The sequence below is a fragment of the Stieleria bergensis genome (genome assembly GCA_007745635.1).
Classification (GTDB): domain Bacteria; phylum Planctomycetota; class Planctomycetia; order Pirellulales; family Pirellulaceae; genus Stieleria; species Stieleria bergensis.
In genome coordinates this window covers 1,868,779-1,889,077 of sequence record CP036272.1, presented here as the reverse complement: position 1 = coordinate 1,889,077, position 20,299 = coordinate 1,868,779, and the positions used below count along the sequence as shown (strand labels likewise).

The 20,299-nt window shown below is 55.7% G+C and carries 12 protein-coding genes; 9 read left to right on the top strand and 3 right to left on the bottom strand.

Annotated features, from left to right (window positions below; genetic code table 11):
• Positions 1–98 precede the first annotated feature (98 nt).
• Both SV7mr_RS06380 and SV7mr_RS06375 read right to left on the bottom strand, forming a co-directional pair.
• The gene (locus SV7mr_RS06380; protein WP_419188175.1) at positions 99–2,054 is read right to left on the bottom strand and encodes a S8 family peptidase; all 1,956 of its coding nucleotides are present in this window, start codon (positions 2,052–2,054) and stop codon (positions 99–101) included.
• Positions 2,055–2,384: 330 nt separating this feature from the next.
• Positions 2,385–3,293: a diacylglycerol/lipid kinase family protein gene (locus SV7mr_RS06375; RefSeq protein WP_145270284.1), complete on the bottom strand. Its 909-nt coding sequence runs from the start codon at positions 3,291–3,293 to the stop codon at positions 2,385–2,387.
• Positions 3,294–3,794: 501 nt separating this feature from the next.
• Between SV7mr_RS06375 and SV7mr_RS06370 the strand changes: the two genes are divergently transcribed.
• The 8 genes from SV7mr_RS06370 to dnaK all read left to right on the top strand — a co-directional run bounded on the left by SV7mr_RS06370 (position 3,795) and on the right by dnaK (position 17,320).
• Positions 3,795–5,084, top strand: coding sequence for a BamA/OMP85 family outer membrane protein (locus SV7mr_RS06370; RefSeq protein ID WP_419188174.1), 1,290 nt, complete (start codon positions 3,795–3,797; stop codon positions 5,082–5,084).
• A gap of 104 nt (positions 5,085–5,188) precedes the next feature.
• Positions 5,189–6,802, top strand: a complete 1,614-nt coding sequence (locus SV7mr_RS06365; protein WP_145270279.1) for a BamA/TamA family outer membrane protein — start codon at positions 5,189–5,191, stop codon at positions 6,800–6,802.
• An 11-nt stretch (positions 6,803–6,813) separates the two neighbouring features.
• Positions 6,814–8,193, top strand: coding sequence for a hypothetical protein (locus SV7mr_RS06360; RefSeq protein WP_145270277.1), 1,380 nt, complete (start codon positions 6,814–6,816; stop codon positions 8,191–8,193).
• A gap of 270 nt (positions 8,194–8,463) precedes the next feature.
• A complete protein-coding gene (locus SV7mr_RS06355) occupies positions 8,464–9,699 on the top strand; it encodes a cofactor-independent phosphoglycerate mutase (protein WP_145270275.1) in 1,236 nt (411 codons plus the stop codon).
• 96 nt (positions 9,700–9,795) lie between these two features.
• Positions 9,796–11,580, top strand: coding sequence for an aspartate kinase (locus tag SV7mr_RS06350; RefSeq protein ID WP_145270273.1), 1,785 nt, complete (start codon positions 9,796–9,798; stop codon positions 11,578–11,580).
• A 214-nt stretch (positions 11,581–11,794) separates the two neighbouring features.
• On the top strand, positions 11,795–13,105 hold the full coding sequence (locus SV7mr_RS06345; RefSeq protein WP_145278122.1) for a hypothetical protein: 1,311 nt from the start codon (positions 11,795–11,797) through the stop codon (positions 13,103–13,105).
• A 169-nt stretch (positions 13,106–13,274) separates the two neighbouring features.
• Positions 13,275–14,804 (top strand): sulfatase family protein, encoded by a 1,530-nt coding sequence (locus tag SV7mr_RS06340; RefSeq protein ID WP_419188173.1) that lies wholly within the window; start codon positions 13,275–13,277, stop codon positions 14,802–14,804.
• 575 nt (positions 14,805–15,379) lie between these two features.
• Positions 15,380–17,320, top strand: coding sequence for a molecular chaperone DnaK (gene dnaK, locus SV7mr_RS06335; protein WP_145270268.1), 1,941 nt, complete (start codon positions 15,380–15,382; stop codon positions 17,318–17,320).
• Here dnaK and SV7mr_RS06330 read toward each other — a convergent pair.
• Positions 17,310–17,528: a hypothetical protein gene (locus SV7mr_RS06330; RefSeq protein WP_419188172.1), complete on the bottom strand. Its 219-nt coding sequence runs from the start codon at positions 17,526–17,528 to the stop codon at positions 17,310–17,312. The two genes, dnaK and SV7mr_RS06330, sit on opposite strands and share 11 nt — an antisense overlap.
• Before the next feature lie 68 nt (positions 17,529–17,596).
• Between SV7mr_RS06330 and clpB the strand changes: the two genes are divergently transcribed.
• Positions 17,597–20,245 (top strand): ATP-dependent chaperone ClpB, encoded by a 2,649-nt coding sequence (gene clpB / locus SV7mr_RS06325; protein WP_145270264.1) that lies wholly within the window; start codon positions 17,597–17,599, stop codon positions 20,243–20,245.
• Positions 20,246–20,299: the final 54 nt, after the last annotated feature.

Genomic DNA, 20,299 nt, shown 5'->3' with positions numbered 1-20,299 from the left:
AGGAGTTGCTGTCATCATAGCTGAAACCGAATCAGTAGCCAGCCACCAGTGGCTGGCCGTGACCAGAGCACCGGCTGCCGCCGGAGAAATTCTTCCGATCATCGCAAACGGCGTTTGGCGTCCACCAGCTGATCCACGATGGCCCCCAATCCGTCATCCGTGCCAGCAAAACGCTCTGCTTCGGTCAAGGATTGCAACTCACCAAACACGTCATCGTGAAGAGCATGGTGCGAAGCGGATGCGTTGCGACCGACGGCGCGATCCAACCAATTTTCCAGCTTGCTGAAGTGTTTCTCCGCTGCCCGCTCAACGGCCGCGAAACCACGTCCTCGGCGACGGGTATGGAACTCGTCAACTGAACTGGCGGTCACGCCGCCATCGGTTGCGAGAGCGGTCGATTCAGTCATCGCGACCTGTTCGGACGGGATGTAACCCGCGGCCGCATAGGCAACCGTCTGCAGGGCACTGGCGTTGCCCAGAGAATCCGACCCCGTGGCAACCCCATTGACGCCAGCAACAATCAACTCACGCAGCTGCTGCCCGGTGAGGTTGGGATTGGCAGAGAGAGCGAGTGCGGCCAGGCCGGTGACGTGCGGAGACGCCATCGAGGTTCCCGTTGCATAGCCCAGCTGATCAAGCGTCAGTGTGCTGTAGATATTGACGCCTGGAGCATCGACCTGGACCGCGCCGCTGCCGCCAACTTGATTACTGAAATCAGCCATCGTGACGCTGGAGTCATAAGCTCCCACACTGATCACGTTATCAAACATGCGGCTGTACTGAGCAGGATAATCAGGGACAGCAGCGTAGCTATTGCCAGCCGATGCAACAATCAGGACGCCTTGCGACTGAGCGTACGAGATCGCTGACTGAATCGTGGAATTAAAGCCTCCACCAACGCTGATGTTGATGATTTGAGCTCCCATCGACACCGAATAGTGAATGCCAGCGGCCATGCCAAACGCTGTTCCGGTCCCATCCTGACCCAGAATTTTGACTGGCAGAATCGTAGCATCGTAGGCCACGCCGGTTGGCCCGACCCCGTTTCGCATCGCGGCGATGGTGCCGGCAACGTGAGATCCATGTCCATTGAGATCAGCTGGGTTGGGGTCATTGTCAGCGAAATCAAATCCATGCACATCGTCCGTGAAGCCATTGCCGTCATCGTCAATTCCGTTGCCAGCGATCTCGCCGGTGTTGACAAAAATGTTGTCCACCAAGTCGGGATGATCAAGATCGACGCCAGTGTCCAAAACAGCGACCAGAACTCCCTCGCCGGTGTAGCCTGCCGCCCAAGCCGAAGGTGCCCCAATCTGATTCAAGTTCCAGTCATCCGCACCGCCGTAAGGTCCCACCTCGGCCAACGGACTTGGACTGGGATCATCAGCCGGAGGAACATCAGCCGGAGGATCATCAGCCGGAGGAACATCAGCCGGAGGAACATCAGCCGGAGGAACATCAGCCGGAGGAACATCAGCCGGAGGAACATCAGCCGGAGGAACATCAGCCGGAGGAACATCTGCCGGAGGAACATCTGCCAGTGGAACATCTGCCGGTGGAACATCGTTGCTGGGTGCCTTGCTCAGCTTGGCAAAGATTTCCAGCTTATAGCGTGATGACCGGGGCGTCGTTGAAACGACCCAAGCCAGATAGCTGCCAGCTTCGACGTTCAAGCGAATGAATTCACGTTTGCGCCGACTGTTGTGCGACTCAGCGATGACGTTGCCATCGGTATCGGTCAGCACCAGATCTAAGTTGCGTTGCATGCGATGCAGGCGCAGACGCAGTTTCGCATCGCGTTCCAAGTTGAACTGATACACGTCCACTGAGTCATGTGGTTCAACATGGCCACGAATGCGAATCTTCTTTTCAACCTCTCCGACATCGACATGCTCGGCAGCCTGAAACGACGCCTCCGCAGCGAGCGTTGGCTGGCTGAGCAGGAACGAAGAATCGTCGACCAGCCTGGGCTCAGTCAACGAGGTGAGTTCAAGCGTATCAGCGGCCAGGAGTCGACGCTGCTCCATGGTCTCAATTCGTAATGCACGCAACATGATTAGACTCCGGTCAAGATCGCCGAGAAGAGAAGACATGTTTGCGATTGAATTCAATCAGCATTCAATGGTTCGATGAAAACGACTCGTTAGGCAAGGTTTCAAGCAACGAACATCAAGCCAAGAACAATCGCAAGTACCTCCAATCGATAGGTTTGCGATCAAGGTCGGCTTAGCAAGTGAATCGAGATCGATTCGACAAAAAGCATCGGAGAATAAGAGTTTCCGGCTAAGCAACGACAAGTTCGATGAAGGTAATTTCAATGTAGGTTAGGAAATCACCTCAGGCGGTCTTCCAGCATGGGAAAACGCCTCAATGAGGGAGCACCCTCAACCGACACTGTCGTCTGCAGATTTGGACATCAACAGGACTCGCTGTGGAACGGTCTCGATCGTCAGCGGCAATCGACCTGCGTAATCACCATCCAGTTCATAGGCAACTCGTCCGGCAGCGGTGATGGTGACTTTCTCCACCGTGTGTTGCCCAACGGCTGCCCAGCGTCGATGAACACCAGCGGCAACTGCCGCAACGTAGCCCAACGAAGAGGCGAGTCCAGCGTAGGAAAACGTCACCAAGTCAAGCTGCCCATCGTTGCCAACGGCGTGCGGTGCGACGCGCAATCCGCCACCATAGCAGGGCAAATTAAAGACCATTGCCCAACCCACTTGCTGGGTATCGATCTCGGTGTCGTCGCGATCAAATCGAGTGACCTGCAGTTTTGGAAAGCGATAGCGGCTGATGGTTTGCAAGATGGGCTTGAGATAACTGAGCTTCTGAATGTGCCCCTTGCGGCGCAGATGAACGCGCCGCACCACTTCTGCATCAAAGCCCACCGTGGCCATGATCAGGAACAGTTTGCCATTGGCGCGACCAGCATCAAACCGCCTAGTCTGCCCATGCTGCAGCGTTTGCATGACATCTTCCGCTCGATTGGACTGCCCCAAGTATCGCGCCAGCAGGTTTTCGGTGCCCATGGGCATCGGTAACAAGGGGGTTTGATCGTCAGAATTTTCAGCGACCAGGCAGATCGTCCCATCGCCACCGACGGCGATCACGGTTGGCCGTGAAACATCGCGTTGACGGCACGATTGAATCCTCTGTCGCAGTTCCTGGGGATCTGAAAGGCATTGATGAGCAATCCCAGCCTGCGTCAGACGTTCGCGCAAACGCGGGATTTCCTGGCGTCCCGCACCGCTCCCGGCTTTTGGACTGGTGAATAGGAGGACCTCAGAATCCATTGACAATGCTGCAGTGTTAGGGCGAGTTTCACGGGTGGGCACCAGGACACCGTCTCATTCTGACAAATCTAGTTGGCTTTTCCCATCCCAGGAAAGGCTAATCTGCCTTGCTATGGCATCCAGCACGTTGGTACGACAGTCAGACCTGAGTCTTCGGTTTGGGGCTGCCAAGTCATTGTCCGGTGGGGCAAATCGGCTTCCCCAGCATGGAGAAGGCTATGCCAGCAGGCTTGTCATTCAGCCAAGCACTGATCCGGCGACTCAGTATTTAGGTAAATGATCGTCCGGCGATTACGTTGTCGGCCGCGACAGAATCAACACGTCGAAACACCTTGCTTTCGTCTTATGAACCCGAGCTTAATCTCCCTTTTCGCCCAAAATACGACCGGTGCCCAATTTCGAGCACTTTCGCGCTCGTTGTTTCTGGGGATCGTGGTTTTGGTCCTTGCAACACTCAACTCGCCTGCCGGGAACCACTCGGCAAACGCGCAAATGGGTGGCATGAATCAGAACGCAGGTGCTCCACAAGGGCCTGCCGAACGTGCCAAGTTTAGTGACTACATCCACAACGACGGCGGTCTACCGATCGTTCGTGAACAGGGTGACACGGTTGTGCTAGACGTACGCGTCATTGGCAACCGCACCGTCAGCACGAACAAGGTTCTGCAATCATTGCAGACTCGCAAAGGGCGTTTCTACAGTCGTGACGACCTGCTGAGTGACATCCACCGGCTCAATCGCATGAAGGCTTTTGATCAAGTCACCTTCGACACCCAAGAGACCGAGCGCGGTATCGTCGTGACCTTCAAGGTTCATGAACGCAAACTGATCAGCAAAATTGTGTTCCACGGCAATCAGCGACTCAATGACAAAGAAATCGCCGGACGCACCGGCTTGGCCGAAGGCGACCCGATCAGCGAATACACCACCGAATCAGCCCGCCGCCGTCTGTTGGATTTTTATCGTGAAAAGGGCTTCGCCCAAGTATCGATCGTCTCCTTTGTCGGTTGGGAAGGTGATCCAGGGATCGTGATGTTCCGCATCAACGAAGGCCCGCTGGTACGGATTAGCAAAGTTGAATTCATCGGCAACACGATTCTAAGCAATGCCAGGTTAGGAAAACTGATCAAAAGCAGTGGCCCGATCGCGGGCGCGATCAACGCCATGAACGTCGCTGATCGCAACAAGATTGCTGGTGATGTGCAGATCTTGGAGTCCACGTATCACAACCTTGGCTACCTAACAGCCGTCGCTGGCTATCGATCCAAATACAGTGATGATGGATCGCGGATGGAAATCGTGTTTGTGATCAACGAAGGGCCTCGCTTTAAAATCAACAGCATTCAAATCATCGGCAACCGGTACATCACTGAAGACTCCATCCGCAGTCGCTTGACCCTCGTGCCCGGTGACATGTACAACGGCAGCGTGCTGCATGTTGACACTCAAGAAATTATCTATGGCTACGGTGAACTCGGGTTCATGTACGCCGACATCCAGCCCAAGACAGTGATGCTGGATGATCAAAACGCCGTCGATCTGATTTATCAAATCGAAGAGGGTGACCAATGGAAGATTGGTCAGATCCACGTCAACATTGATGGAGAGGTTGACGCGATCAAGGAAACAGTGGTCCTGAATATGATGGACATGTACGAAGGCGAGTTACTGGACCGTCGCAAGCTGCGAAACGCACGGACGAACTTTGGTCGGAGCCCGCTGTTCGAATCCAACCCTCAGATCGCTGAACCGCCAGACATCGTCGTGACTCCACGAGAGGAGCGGTTTTGATGCTCAGCTTGACCTCCCAAACCAGAAACGGCCCCAGTCCTCAACGACTAACTAGCAACCCGCTTCGCCAAGTCCCAGTGTCCTCCCCACGTTGTTTTGCGAAAATGGTTTTAGAAACCGATTCAGCCGATCCCCAAACATTGCCAGCGCGTCCAGCCAATCGGGACGCGATGCTGCGAGGCTGTGGCCGATCACTCATGGCACTGTTTTGCTTGACGCTGTTCTGTTTGGTGCCGGGAACGGTCAGTGGACAAGGCGTCAACGCTCCAGCTGGCTTCGTGCCAACGGGAACGACGCCCTCGTACAGCCAACGGCCGCAAACAGGCACCAGCACGCCTGTGGTCACGGCAAACTATCAACGATCGAATGCCGCCGGAACAACCAATGGCCAGGTTGTCACGGCTGATGGCCGATCCGGTTCACAGGTTCCCTTCCCAACGACTCGATTGGTCAGCGGACAGCAGCCAGCGGGAGCAGCCACCAGCGTTCCAACAACAACTGGCGTTCCGGCACCGACAACCACATTCCCCATCGCTCCTTCGCAATTGGGGCTTGCTAACCCGCTTGCCAACACCGCGACGGCCTACTCGCCACTGGTGACCAATCCAATGATGCCACCGCCGCGAGTCCGCGTGGCTGACCTGATGGTCACTGGCTTCCCGGCTCGAACCGGTCGGGTGATGGTTGGTGCAGCAGTCAACAGTGACGCAGGAGTCACGGGGCAATTGACCATTGATGAGCGTAACTTTGACATCACACGCTTTCCAACTTCCTGGAGCGATTTCGCCAACGGCCGCGCCTTTCGTGGTGCTGGCCAAACCTTTCGGCTCGAAGCCGCCCCCGGTAGCCAGATCGACTCGTATCGATTCGAATTTGCTGATCCAAACCTGCTGAACTATCTGCCCATCAGTTATTCCGTGAGTGCGTTTCTGTATGATCGGAACTTCACCGACTGGGACGAGAACCGATTGGGAGCTCGCTTTGGATTGGGTTATCGAATCACTCCCAACCTGTCCCTCAACGGATACCTTGGAGCGAACCGAGTCAAGATTGGCGATCTTCGCCTGCCCGGCCTGGATCCAGAACTGGACAACATGGTTGGCAAGAACAACTCCTACGACGTAGGACTCTCGTTGCGGCACGATACCCGCGACAGCTTGATTCAGGCCAGCCGAGGGCATTACTTTGAAGTGAACTTTCGCGAAACCTTTGGCGACTTCAACTACTCGCGGTTGGAAGCCGATTACCGCAAGTTCTGGTTGCTTCGCGAACGGATCGATGGAAGCGGTAAACACACCGTTTCCTTCCGCACGCAGCTGGGCTTCAGTGGTGACGAAACCCCGATCTACGACAACTTCTTTGCCGGTGGCTATGCGACGCTGCGTGGTTTTGATTTCCGCGGTGCCAGCCCCGTGATCGGCGGTAACGACGGCATCGAAGTCGGTGGTCAGTTTCAGTTCCTCAACTCCGTTGAATACATGTTCCCGCTGACCGCAGACGACATGTTCCGCGGCGTGGTCTTCTGTGACTTTGGTACGGTAGAAGACAAGGTGGAATTCAATTCAGAGTCCTTCCGAGTGGCACCCGGTTTTGGGCTTCGAGTCAACATCCCAATGATGGGCCCAGCTCCGCTGGCGTTTGACTTTGGCTTCCCAGTCAACAAAGCCGACTTCGATGACGAACGAGTGTTCGCGTTCTACATGAGTATGATTCGATAAACTGCGTCTGAATGACAGCTCCAGCAAACAGTTCAGCAAAAGAGCCCGACTCTGGCGGGGCCGATTCGAACCGCGCCGACTCCTGGTCTAGACGGATCGAATCACGCTATCACTGTGTTTTGGAAAAAGACCTCGTTGACTGGTTTGATTCCGAACGCTGGCGACAATCCTTTGCCTGTGCTGCCGGCCGTTTCTGCGAACCTATTTCTGCCGAAGAACTACTCAGTCCGGCACCGTCTGCGATCTGGCCCGGTTTAATGCCTTGCGATTGCCTGCCTTTGTTGGGCAATGGAATGGGCGACTGGCTGTGCTTACGGCTAGCTGTCGACCACGGCTCTGCCAACGCCGGCAATATGCTTGTCCATTGGTATCACGGCGGTGGGGACTGGATTCCCTGGAGCAGCCACGGCGGCGACAAATTGCCATTGGCTCAAGCCGTGCTGTTTGATGCGCTGCGGCAAGAGCTTCCCGGCGGCGATCGCGAGCATGCGATTCCAGCAGACCACCCAGACGCCGAGTTAAAACTGGACGCCGATCCGTTGCTCGACTGGGCAACTCACTGGCTGGACGCTGGCGGTTGGAATCGAACGCAGCACACGACGCTTCTCGAGGGGCATCAGATGGCCGCTGCCATGATTGAGCACGATGTGGCACAAGTCGCTGTTCGCTGCCAACTGGTGATGGATGCGCTTGACAATCCAGCCATCAGCGCCGATGTGCGATCACAGTGGCCGGCCAAGCACGCCCGTATCGAACAAAGCTTATTTGACAACGCACTCATCGATCGCTCTTGGTGGCCTAAAAAGGGTCCACCGGGTGCCCACACGCTGAAACAACAAGACTGGGACGCCGTGCTAAAGCATTGCCAAGCGGTGTCTCGAATCGCTCCAGAGATTGCCTGGGGCTGGGACGTGATGGGATACGCCTACGAACGCCGTGGCGACCTGGACGCTGCCGTTGACTGCTACACACAGGGCCTGCGCTGCAGCATCTTTACCGACCAAACGGTTCGTGTCCGCACGCATGGCTTCACAGGCGACAGCGAAAAATTTTCGGCCTCGCGGCTCATGCACCTGGAGCGAGAACCAGCCCCGAATGATGTGAACGCCTATTTTCAGATTCTCAAACAACCCAGCGCAGATCGACGCCGACTGGATGTCACGGAACACTTCCGCGAGCGAGCGCAGGCAGCTGAACTCCAAAAGGGCGATTCGCAAGACCCTTATTTGGACTGGGTCCGGGCTGGCTGGGACTTGGGTGCAGAGACAATGAAGGCATTCCCCGATCTGCTGGACCACATCACCACCTCGGCACGGCTCGCCGGTCGCGACGCTCAGGCAGCCATTGCGGCAACGCACCGGGAATGCTTTCGCCAGCGCTACCATCTTTAGCAACCGGCCTCAAATGGCCTCTCAGCTGGCGAATTTCCTCGCCAACCGGCGTCGCAGGAGCCTTCATCCCAGCGGCGAATCACCGCCAGAACGCGATGCGCCCCCTTCCGAGAAAGCGTTTTCTGAACAACACTTAGGGGCCGATCTTCTGATTTTCGGCAGTGTTGTCTGCGATGGGAGACCGCCAGCGAAAGGAATGCCGCATCCACGGCCGAACTTTGGCTCCGTCCCATCGAAACGAATCCCGCTTTCCCCGTTCCCAAAGACGCCATGAAATACGTCATCGTGATCCCGGATGGATGCGCCGACGAACCGATTGAAGCACTCGATGGCAAAACGCCTCTCCAGGCCGCCAGTTTGCCCAATATGGACCGGATTGCCTCGACCGGCACGCTAGCGCTTTCGGATAACACTCCGATCGAATTCCCTGCTGGAAGCGAAGTCGCCAACCTGTGCTTGTTTGGTTACAACCCTCACGAATGCTTCACCGGTCGCGCCCCTCTGGAAGCTGCCGCCGGCGGCATTCTGCTGGGCCCGCATGACTTTGCGATTCGCTGCAATCTGGTCACCGTCGAAGACCAGACCATGATTGACTTCACGGCCGATCACATCAGCACCGAAGAGTCCACCGAACTGCTCAAGGCGGCGCAAGAAGCCTTGCTGAACGACGATGCCTTGCCAGCCCATTGGCGCGGGCGATTTGAATTCGTCCCCGGCGTCAGCTATCGCAACTTACTCATCTACCGAGGCGACGCCGCCACTCCGTCCCCTTTTTCGGACGAAACCCGCTCCACCGCGCCACATGATTTGACGGACCTGCCGATTGGCGATGAGTTCCCGCGCGGACCGGGCAGCAATTGGCTGGTCCAGTGGATGAGTGACTCTGCGGAGATCTTTAGCGAGCACCCGGTTAACCAGAAACGCAAGGCCGCCGGCAAACGCCCCGCGACAAACGTTTGGCTGTGGGGCCTTGGTGGCGCTCCGGCAATGCAATCTTTCCAACAGCGTTTTGATGTTCAAGGCGCCATGATCACGGCCGTCGATCTGTTGCGTGGGATCGCAGCATTGGCCGGTTGGCCGCGAATCGAAGTCGCGGGAGCCACTGGCTATCTTGACACCGATTATGCGGCCAAGGGACGCGCGGCAATCGCAGCTTTGGACGAGTACGATCTGGTTTGCGTGCACATCGAAGCCCCCGACGAGGCCTCGCACGAAGGTCGCCACGATGCCAAGATCGAAGCCTTGCAAGCGATCGACCAAAAGATTGTTGGCCCGCTGCTGGAAAAGCTAGAGACCATCGGCGAATACCGGATCTTGGTGATGCCGGATCACCCCACGCTTTGCAGCACCAAAAAACATGCTCATGGCATGGTGCCGCTGGCGATGTCCGGCAGTGGCATCGCGGCCGATTCGCAAACCACTTATGACGAACTCGCTGCCGACGAATCCGGCCAGCGTTTCCCTCACGGCTGGGACTTGATGGACCAGTTTATCGTTAGCAAGTGATGCCCCATGGTTGCGACACTGGCCCCATTGAATCACCAGGTTGCAACCTCCATCACCTGACCCGACTCAAGAGATTATTGCAGTAAAGATCGCATCATGTCATTGATTGTGCAGAAGTTCGGCGGCACCAGTGTTGCCGATGTGGAAAAAATTCGTGCCGCTGCTCGTAAAGCCATTCGCGCGCAGCGTCAGGGCCACCGCGTGGTGATGGTTGTTAGCGCGATGGGCAAGAACACCGATCGCTTGCTGGAACTCGCCTCGGATGTCAGCGAAAATCCACCGGCTCGCGAAATGGATATGCTGCTAAGCACCGGCGAACAGGTCAGCGTTGCACTGGTTGCGATGGCGATCGAAGCACTCGGCAGTCAAGCCATCAGCCTGACCGGCGGGCAGATCGGTATGCAAACCGACAGCAGCTTCAGTAAAGCACGCATCAAATCGATCTCCACTGAACGCATTGAGCGTCTGCTGGATGAAGGCAACATCGTTGTCGCCGCTGGATTCCAAGGCATCGACAACGACTTGAACATCACCACGCTTGGCCGTGGCGGCAGTGACACCACTGCCGTTGCCCTGGCGGCGGTGCTTAAAGCAGACGCCTGCGAAATTTATACCGACGTCGATGGCGTCTACACCACGGACCCGCGTTTGCTGCCGGAGGCTCGGCGGGTCGATGTGATCAGCTATGACGAAATGCTTGAACTCGCCTCGCTGGGCGCCAGTGTCATGCACAACCGAAGCATTGAATTCGCCAAAAAGTTCGGTGTGCCGATCCACGTCCGCAGTAGCTTTTCCGACACCGAAGGCACGATGATCGTGGCGGAACAGGAATCGGCCACCGCGTCGGTCTGTGGCGCCGCCTTGACGCCTGATGAAGCACGCCTGACCGTGCTGGGCGTCCCGGATGTTCCAGGAAAGAGCTTGGAAATCTTTGCAGCAATCGCCGAAGAAAAAATCGCTGTCGACATGGTCGTGCAAAACGTGGGTGATGGAGGCAAAGCCGACATCAGCTTCACCGTCCAGCGTGCTGATCTGCAAGCCACCCTGACCGCATTGCAGCCCGTCGTCGAAAGCATCGGCGCCGCTGGCATCACGCAAGATGATCAAGTCAGCAAGATCAGCGTTGTTGGCGCCAACATGGTCTCCCAGCCCGGTGTCGCCAGTGAAATGTTCCGCGCCCTGGCAGCCGCTGACGTGAACATTCAAATGATCACCACCAGCGAAATCAAAATCAGTGCCCTGGTCGCCCGAGACCAAAGTAGCCTCGCGCTGCGAGCGGTTCACGAAGCGTTCAAGCTGCACGAAAAACCAGATGATTCCAAATCTTGGTCCCAGATCAAAGCCGACCGTGACGGCGTTGAAATGCAAACGCTGGTCAGTCGTTTGCGGGACGACGCGTTGGAAGCCTTGACCTTGACCGGCATCAGCGTGCTAGACGACCAGGCTCGCGTCACCTTAAGTGGCGTCCCCGATCGACCAGGGATCGCTGCGGAAGTGTTTGAGAAAATCGGCGCTGCCGGCATTTCAGTGGACATGATCGTCCAAGGCGTGGACGGCAATGAACACACCACCAGCATCAGCTTCACCGTTGACAATGATCAACTCAACCAGAGCCTAAGCGTGGCCAAAACGCTTGTCGAATCGTATGGACTGCGCGGGACCAGTGGTGAACCTGGCATCGCCAAAGTCACCGTCAGCGGCATTGGTTTGCGGAGCCACACCCACGTGGCAACGCTGCTGTTCGAAACGCTGGCAGCAAGCGAAATCAACGTGGAAATGATTAGCACCAGCGAACTGCAAGTCAATGCAGTCATCAAAAGCGAATCGGCCGATCAAGCCAAACAAGGGCTGGAAAAGGTCTTTGCCGCATCGCTAAGGTAGACCACGGCTAAGCGACTCGGCCGTCTCAGGCAATGGCCTGCCAGCCAACCACTCACTTGCGAAGATGACATCGCTGCGGCTCACACCGAGCAGTGAATGTGATTCTGAACAATCGTCGCTGCTGGTTCGCCCTGGGCAGCGTACTGCGCTCAGCCAAATCGATTATCATGAGTGGTCCTTCCCCAGCCGATCATTCCATTCGATGGCATCCCCCATGCAAGCCTCTTTCACTCGACGGCGTTTCTCAGCGCTGCTGGCCGGCACCGCGTTGGCTGTTCACAGCAATCCCTCTCGCGCGTTTGCGGACCAACCCAGCACGGGTCCGCTAGAGACCTTTGTTCCCTGCCGCGCGATCACCACGGGCCCCAAACATCATTGGTTTGGTTACTACGACAAAAACCAATTCGATCCCACCGGCAAACGGATCCTTAGCAACGAAGTTGCGTTCGAAGGACGCTCACCGACCGGCGATGACAAGATTGGTGTTGGCTACGTCGACACTGCGAACGGAGACTCCTGGCACGCGTTGGGCACCAGCAATGCCTGGGGTTGGCAACAAGGATGCATGCTGCAGTGGATTGGGCAATCCCAAGACGAAGTGCTGTGGAATGATCGGCAGGGCGACCGCTTTGTGGCTCGTGTTCATTCCTTGAAAACCAAGCAAACACGTACCATCGATCGCCCCATTTACACCATTGCCCCCAATGGCAAATTTGGTTTAAGCGTTGATTTTCGACGCATTGACAACCTGCGTCCCGGTTATGGATACGATGGCTTGGCGGACCCCAACGTTGCCAACCGAGCACCGAAGGATTCTGGCATTTGGCGGGTGGATTTGCAGACCGGCCGGTCGGAACTGATTCTCTCTCTTGCCGATGTCGCTGCGATTGCCTGGCCAGACGGCAGCACTCATCCAGAGGCTTGGCACTACTTCAATCACTTGCTGATCAGCCCGGACTCCTCACGGTTCATCGTTTTGCATCGTTATCGGCCTGAGTTTGATCCCCAAACGCTGCAGTATCGCGGTGGTTTCGTCACTCGCATGTTCACCGTCGACGTCGATGGCGGCAACCGCTATGTGCTCGACCCGTCAGGCTATACGTCGCACTTCATTTGGAATGGCAACCAGCGAGTCACCATGTGGACCAAGCCAGAAGGCCAGCGCCAAGCCTTTTATGACTTTACAGATCACTCCCGCGAAGTCCAGCGAATCGGTGAAGGCAAAATGCTGACCAACGGTCACAACACCTTTTTGCCCGCACCCTACTCGGATTGGATCTTGTGCGACACCTATCCGGATCGCAAGACACGCCGCCAAACCGTGTACCTCTACCATGTTCCCAGCAAGCGGCGTTTTGATTTAGGGCACTTTCCATCGCCCCCGCAATACAGCGGCGAATGGCGCTGCGACACGCATCCACGCAGCAGCCGTGATGGCACCAAGATCACGATCGACAGCCCACATGCCGACGGTCGCCAAGTCTATTGGCTTGATATCGAAGCGTTGCTCAATCAACATAGCTAGCAACTGAACTTGGCATGCCCTTCCGCCAGTCAATGCACGTTGCCGGCGCTGGGCATGACAATCATCTCAGCTTAAGCGGAGCACCTTGACCTGGCGACTCTGCGAACGCTTGTGATCACGCCCCCTGCCACTGCTTCTTAAAAACTCCATCATCAACCGTCTTCAGCCCATGCCTCGCTTTCCTGCTTTTGACTTATCTCTTCCACTGGGATCCCAGCGCCGTCCTGCATTCGGGATGCGATTGCCAATTTTGGCGTTCTCATTGCTGGCCGTTGCATTGGCTGCCGGGGTTCCACCCGTTTATGGGCAACAAGTAAAACGCCCAAACATCGTCGTCATGTTGGCTGATGACATGGGATATGGCGAGCTGCAATGTTTGAATCCCACCCGAGGCAAAATCGCCACACCACGTTTGGATGCCATTGCACAGAGCGGCATGATCTTTACCGACGCCCATTCGGGATCATCGGTTTGTACTCCAACGCGTTATGGCCTGATGACCGGTCGCTATGCCTGGCGAACTCGTTTGCAAAGCGGCGTGCTGACCGGGGGCGAATCATTGATTGCCAAAGACCGAATGACCGTGGCGAAGTTGCTAAAGCAGCAGGGTTACTACACAGGCATTGTTGGCAAATGGCATCTCGGCATGCTGTTTGATGGCAAAACTCAAAGCGGCGATGTGCCAGTCGGAGCCAAGGTCACCCATGGACCGATCGATCGCGGTGGCTTCGATGAGTTTCATGGCTTCCATCATGCCCGTCAGATTGAACTCTGGATCGATCACGATGAAGTCACCGAGAACATTTCCTCAGTCGACATGCTGCCGCGTCTGACCGAAGCCGCCGTGAACTTCGTTCATCAACAAGCCAAAGCAGATCGCCCGTTCTTTCTGTATGTTCCCTGGAGTTCGCCACACAGTCCCGTCGTTCCGACCCAGAAATGGAAAGGCAAAAGTGGACTGAACGAACACGCCGACTTTGTCATGCAAACCGATGACAGCTTTGGCCAAGTCGTCGATGCGCTGCGTGAATCAGGACAACTTGAGAACACCTTGATCATTTGCAGCAGCGACAACGGGACTTCCGCCCCCACGTCCAAGATGGACCAGTTGAAACAGAAGGGGCACTTCCCCAGTGGCGAGCTGCGTGGATCGAAAGCAGACATTTGGGACGGCGGACATCGCGTCCCCTTTCTGGTCTCCTGGCCTCAGGTCGTGCCCGCTGGATCGCGCACCGACGCCTTGGTCTGCTTGACGGACGTCATCGCGACGATCGCAGACATCGTTGACGAGACGTTGCCAGAGGGTGCTGCAGAAGACAGCGTCAGCTTCCTGCCTGTGCTTCGCCAGCCCAGTCATGCCGGACGTGACAGCGTCGTGCACCACAGCGTCTCGGGTTACTTTGCCATTCGACAAGGTGACTGGAAACTCTCACTTTGCCCCGGGTCGGGAGGCTGGACTCACCCCAAGCCAACTCAAAAGAACTACAAGAAGCAAACGGAAGCGGGCAAGCCACTGGTGCAACTGATCAACCTAAAGACTGATCGAGGCGAGGCAGAGAATCGAGCCTCCCAGGACCCCAAGAAGGTCCGCGAATTACGACGTTTACTCCAGCAACAAGTTGACCGTGGTCGCAGCACACCGGGACCCTCAACAAACAATGACGCGAAGATCACGATCGACAAACGCCCGCGAAAATGATCATCGCCTCGGGTGTTCGACACCGCACCCTGAGTCAGCAGATCAATGCAGCGCCGCAGGGTGCGTGCAAGCGCGCACCCTACAAACCTTTCGGCCGAGCGACGTGGGGCATCATCGGTGTTGATTACTGTCATTCTGGCAACAGTTGCAAATGCGCTGATTTCGCTCATTGAGGCAACCTGCCAAATTTGTTTTTTCAGACACCCATCCGTATCAATCACCGCAAAAATGCGGTCCTCTAGCGTTCTTCTTGCACTGCCTGGATATTTTTCCAGCGATTGCTGCTTTTCTGGCACGCACTTTGCGATACCTAGTCAGCCATGTCGACGAAAGCGAAATCGACAGGCTGAACCAGCCGTCGATTGCTTTTCACAGGCATCTCAGGACCGAACAACCACCGCCTGATGTGTGGTGCACTGACCCATGCAGTCGGTTGCCATTCACTTCAGGCCGGTTTGAAAGGGTTGTTGGGAAAAACGTTGCCGTGCAATTCGCAGGGCAATCACTGACAACTTGATAAATCAAAGCTATACCCACACAGAAGCATCCGAAACCAATCACGGAGAATATGAATCATGGCACAAGGTGAAAAAATCATTGGGATTGACTTGGGCACGACCAACAGCGTCGTCGCTGTGATGGAAGGCAGCGAAGCCAAGGTGATTCCTAACCCCGAAGGCAATCGTTTGACGCCCAGCGTCGTTGCATTCACCGACAAGGAAGACACCATCGTCGGCGAACCCGCACGCCGCCAAGCGGTCACCAACCCGAAGCGAACCGTTTACTCGGCCAAACGTTTCATGGGTCGCCGTCACCACGAAGTGGAATCAGAAGAGAAGATGGTTCCCTACGGTGTCACCGGCGAGGCCAACGAATACGTCAAGATTGCTGTTGGTGACGAAGAACATACACCTCAGGAAATCTCAGCAAAGATTCTGCGTAAACTCAAAGAGTCCGCTGAATCCTACCTGGGTCACAAAGTAAACAAGGCAGTGATCACTGTCCCTGCTTACTTCAACGACGCACAGCGTCAAGCCACCAAAGACGCTGGTCAGATTGCCGGTTTGGAAGTGGCTCGGATCATCAACGAACCCACGGCGGCTGCGTTGGCCTATGGCCTGGACAAGCAGAAAGACGAAAAGGTCATCGTGTTTGACCTTGGTGGTGGAACGTTTGACGTCTCTGTTCTAGAAGTCGCCGACAGTGGTGATGAAGAACAGGAGAGCCGCGTCTTCCAAGTGATCAGCACCATGGGTGACACACACCTTGGTGGCGATGACTTTGACGAAGCTTTGATCAACTACGTGGCCGACGAATTCAAGAAAGAGAACGCGATCGATTTGCGAAACGATCCAATGGCTCTTCAGCGTCTGCAAGAAGCTTGTGAAAAGGCCAAGAAAGAACTGTCGACCTTGCCAGAGACCGACATCAACTTGCCGTTTATCACCATGGACCAAAGTGGCCCGAAGCACTTGACCATGAAGATCACTCGCAGCAAGTTCGAAGAACTGATCGACTCCTTGGTCGAACGCTGTAAGACTCCTGTGATGCAGGCGTTGAAGGATGCCGGCTTTAGCCCCAGCGACATTGACGAAATCGTCTTGGTCGGCGGCAGTACTCGCGTTCCTAAAGTTCGCGAGCTGGTCAAAGGGATCTTTGGCAAGGACCCTCACCAAGGTGTGAACCCTGACGAAGTGGTTGCCATTGGTGCCGCCATTCAAGGCAGCGTCCTGGCCGGTGATCGTACCGACGTGTTATTGCTAGACGTGACGCCATTGACCTTGGGGATTGAAACCGAAGGTGGCGTCATGACCGCACTGGTTGAACGGAACACCACCGTTCCAGCCGAAAAGAAGAACGTCTTCAGTACAGCAGCTGACAACCAATCAGCGGTCACCGTTCGCGTCTTCCAAGGGGAACGGAAAATGGCATCCAGCAACCGTTTGCTGGGCGAATTCAACCTGGAAGGACTGCCACCGCAACCTCGTGGGGTGCCTCAGATCGAAGTCAAATTTGACATCGACCAAAACGGTATCCTGAGCGTTTCGGCAAAGGAACTGACCACTGGAAAAGAGGCTTCGGTCCAAATCAAGGAAGCCGGTGCACTAAGCGATGATGACATCGAAAAGATGCGCCGCGATGCGGAAACCAACGCCGAAGAGGATCGCCGCCAATTTGAACTCGCTGAGGCTCGCAACAAAGCCAGTCAGCAAGTCCACCAATTGGAAAAGGAAATGACCGAGCATGCCGACAAGCTGACCGATGACGATAAAGCTCCAATGGAAAAAGCCATCGAGAAAGTCAAGGCAGCCACCGGCACCGACGATACCGAAGCAATCAAGCAAGCGACCAGCGAGCTAGAAGCTGCGGCTCAGGCGTTCAGCAAAGTGCTGTACGAAAAGACCGCCGCTGAAGGCGGTCCCGACGCTGCGGCAGCAGATGGCCCAGCCGCTGCTGCACCGGAAAGCAACGATGACGACGATGCCATCGACGCTGACTTCGAAGTCAAAAATTGATTCTGTCATCTCTCAACTGATCAATCAATTTTGCCAAAGACGGGTAGTTTTCTACCCGTCTTTTTTCATGCCTTGCCGCAACCTCAAGCCCCAAACGTCCGCCAACGATCAACCTGCTGATTCCCTCTTGATTCCCTGTTGAACCGGTGGCAATTTTAGGTCGTTCCACTCTGTTCGGCACAACGTTTGCAAAACCATCACGTACCATGGCAATGATGCCAAAATGGACTCTCTTGAAAACCAAACACCTCGTGTGACTCGCAGAGAACCAATCAGATGACATTTCGATTCGATAAGTTGACCAACAAAGCCCAAGCGTTAGTTGCGGAAGCTCAAGGACGCGCTGCATCAGCTGGGAATCCCGAAATCACATCGCTGCACTTGCTGTCAGCCATGCTGGATGAATCCGATGGAATCACTCCTGCATTGCTAAGCAAGATGAACTCCGATCAGAACCAATTGCGTTCACTCGTCGCAAGTGAACTCGAAAAGGTTCCCAGCGTGTCCGGCGGCAGACAAGCAGGCATCGCTGGTGAGTTACAAGAAGCATTCAATGAAGCCGCCACAGCAGCCGAATCCCTCAAGGACGAATACGTCAGTACGGAACATCTACTGCTGGGCTTAGCCAAAGCCAAGACAAAAGCCCAAAGCTTGCTGGGACTCTGCGGCATCAATTCAGATGACGTCTTGAAAGCGGCCAGTGAAATTCGTGGCAGTGCGCGGGTGACGGACCAAAACGCAGAAGACACCTATCAAGCTCTTGAAAAGTACGGTGTCGACCTGACCCAACTGGCTGCCAGTGGCAAACTGGATCCAGTGATTGGTCGCGACAACGAAATCCGTCGTGTGATCCAAGTCCTTTCGCGACGTACCAAGAATAACCCCGTTCTGATCGGCCAGCCCGGTGTCGGGAAAACTGCAATCGCCGAAGGTTTAGCGCTGCGGATTTTCGAAGCCGACGTGCCAACGAGCCTGAAAAACAAACGTGTGATCTCGTTGGACATGGGCGCCTTGGTTGCCGGTGCGAAATTCCGTGGCGACTTTGAAGAGCGTCTAAAGGCTGTGCTGCGCGAGGTCAAAGACTCCGATGGACAGGTGATTCTGTTCATCGATGAACTGCACCTCGTTGTGGGCGCCGGAAAGGCAGAGGGCTCGCCCGATGCAGCCAACTTGCTGAAACCCGAATTGGCTCGTGGTGCACTTCGCTGCGTGGGTGCAACGACACTGGACGAATACCGGCAGCACATCGAAAAAGACGCCGCGCTAGAACGACGCTTTCAACCGGTCTATGTGGAAGAGCCAAACGTCGACGATTCAATCGCAATTCTACGTGGCTTGAAGACTCGCTATGAGTCTCACCACGGCGTCCGCATCACCGACAGTGCTCTTGTCGCCGCAGCAACATTGGCAGACCGCTACATCACCGATCGTTTCTTGCCAGACAAGGCCATTGACTTGGTCGACGAAGCAACCAGCCGCCTGGCAATGGAAAAGCAGAGCGTCCCCGAACCGATCGATCGTATTCAGCGACGCCTGCGTCAACTGGAACTGGCTCTCCGCCAACTGGATGACGAAAGCGGTGACGATGCCACCATTGTCTTGCGGCGAGAAGAGATCCAAGCCGAGATGGAACAACTGGGCAAGGAGCTAGCCGATTTGCGTGAGCAATGGGAAAGCGAAAAAGTTGGCTTGGACGACGGACAATCAATCCGCCAGGAAGTCGACGCGCTTGCCCATCGGTTCACATCCCTTGATGCCGAAGCCAAGAAAACTCAACTGCGTGGCGAGAACCCCGAAGAACTGTATCGGGAGATGCTGGAGGTCCAGACACGGCAGTCTGAATTGCAACGCAAATTGGAAGAACAAGAAAAACGAGATGCAAACGCCTCTGCAGCAGACCACGGGCCGACCGGGCAACGCCGGCTGCTCAGGCGAGAGGTTACTGAAGAAGAAATCGCTGAAGTCGTTTCGTCCTGGACCGGCATTCCCGTCAGCCGCATGATGGAAACCGAACGAGCGAAACTGCTGGTCATGGAAGAGCGGCTGCATCAACGTGTCGTTGGACAAAACCAAGCGGTTCAAGCGGTCTCTGACGCCGTGCGTCGTAGCCGTAGCGGACTGTCTGACCCCAATCGTCCGATTGGATCCTTCCTGTTTCTGGGGCCAACCGGGGTCGGTAAAACAGAGCTCTGCAAGGCTTTGGCAGAGATCATGTTCGACGACGAATCCGCCATGGTGCGAATCGACATGTCAGAGTTCATGGAACGCCATAGCGTTGCCAGAATGATTGGGGCGCCCCCCGGATACGTCGGCTATGAGGAAGGTGGCAAGCTGACTGAAGCCGTGCGACGACGACCGTATAGCGTGATCCTGTTGGATGAAATCGAAAAGGCTCACCCGGATGTGTTCAACATTTTGCTGCAAGTCCTGGATGACGGACGATTAACCGATGGCCAAGGACGAACCGTTAATTTCACCAACACCGTGATCGTGATGACCAGCAACGCGGGCAGCCAGGAAATCCAACGGATTGCCAGCGAGGGCGGCGATGCCGAACAGATGCACGACGCCGTGCAACTGGCTTTGCGAGAAAGGTTCCTACCCGAATTCCTGAACCGGATCGATGACACGGTCATCTTCCAACCGTTGGATCAAAAGCAGATCCACAAGATTGTTGCCTTGCAACTCAAGGAACTGGGAACCCGACTCCATGAGAATGGATTCCAGCTTCAGATCTCTGATGCTGCGATCGACCAAATCGCCAGCGCAGGATACGACCCAACCTACGGTGCCAGGCCGCTGAAACGGGTGATCCAGCGTGAGTTGCAAAACCAGTTGGCAACGGCCCTGCTGAAGAGCGAGTTTCCCGAGGGAAGCACCATTAAGGTCGACTACGACGGAGAACAGTACACATTTAGCGTGTGAGACCCGCTGAAGCGGAAACTGTCCCTCATAAAAACGAAAAAAGCTTAAGCGACT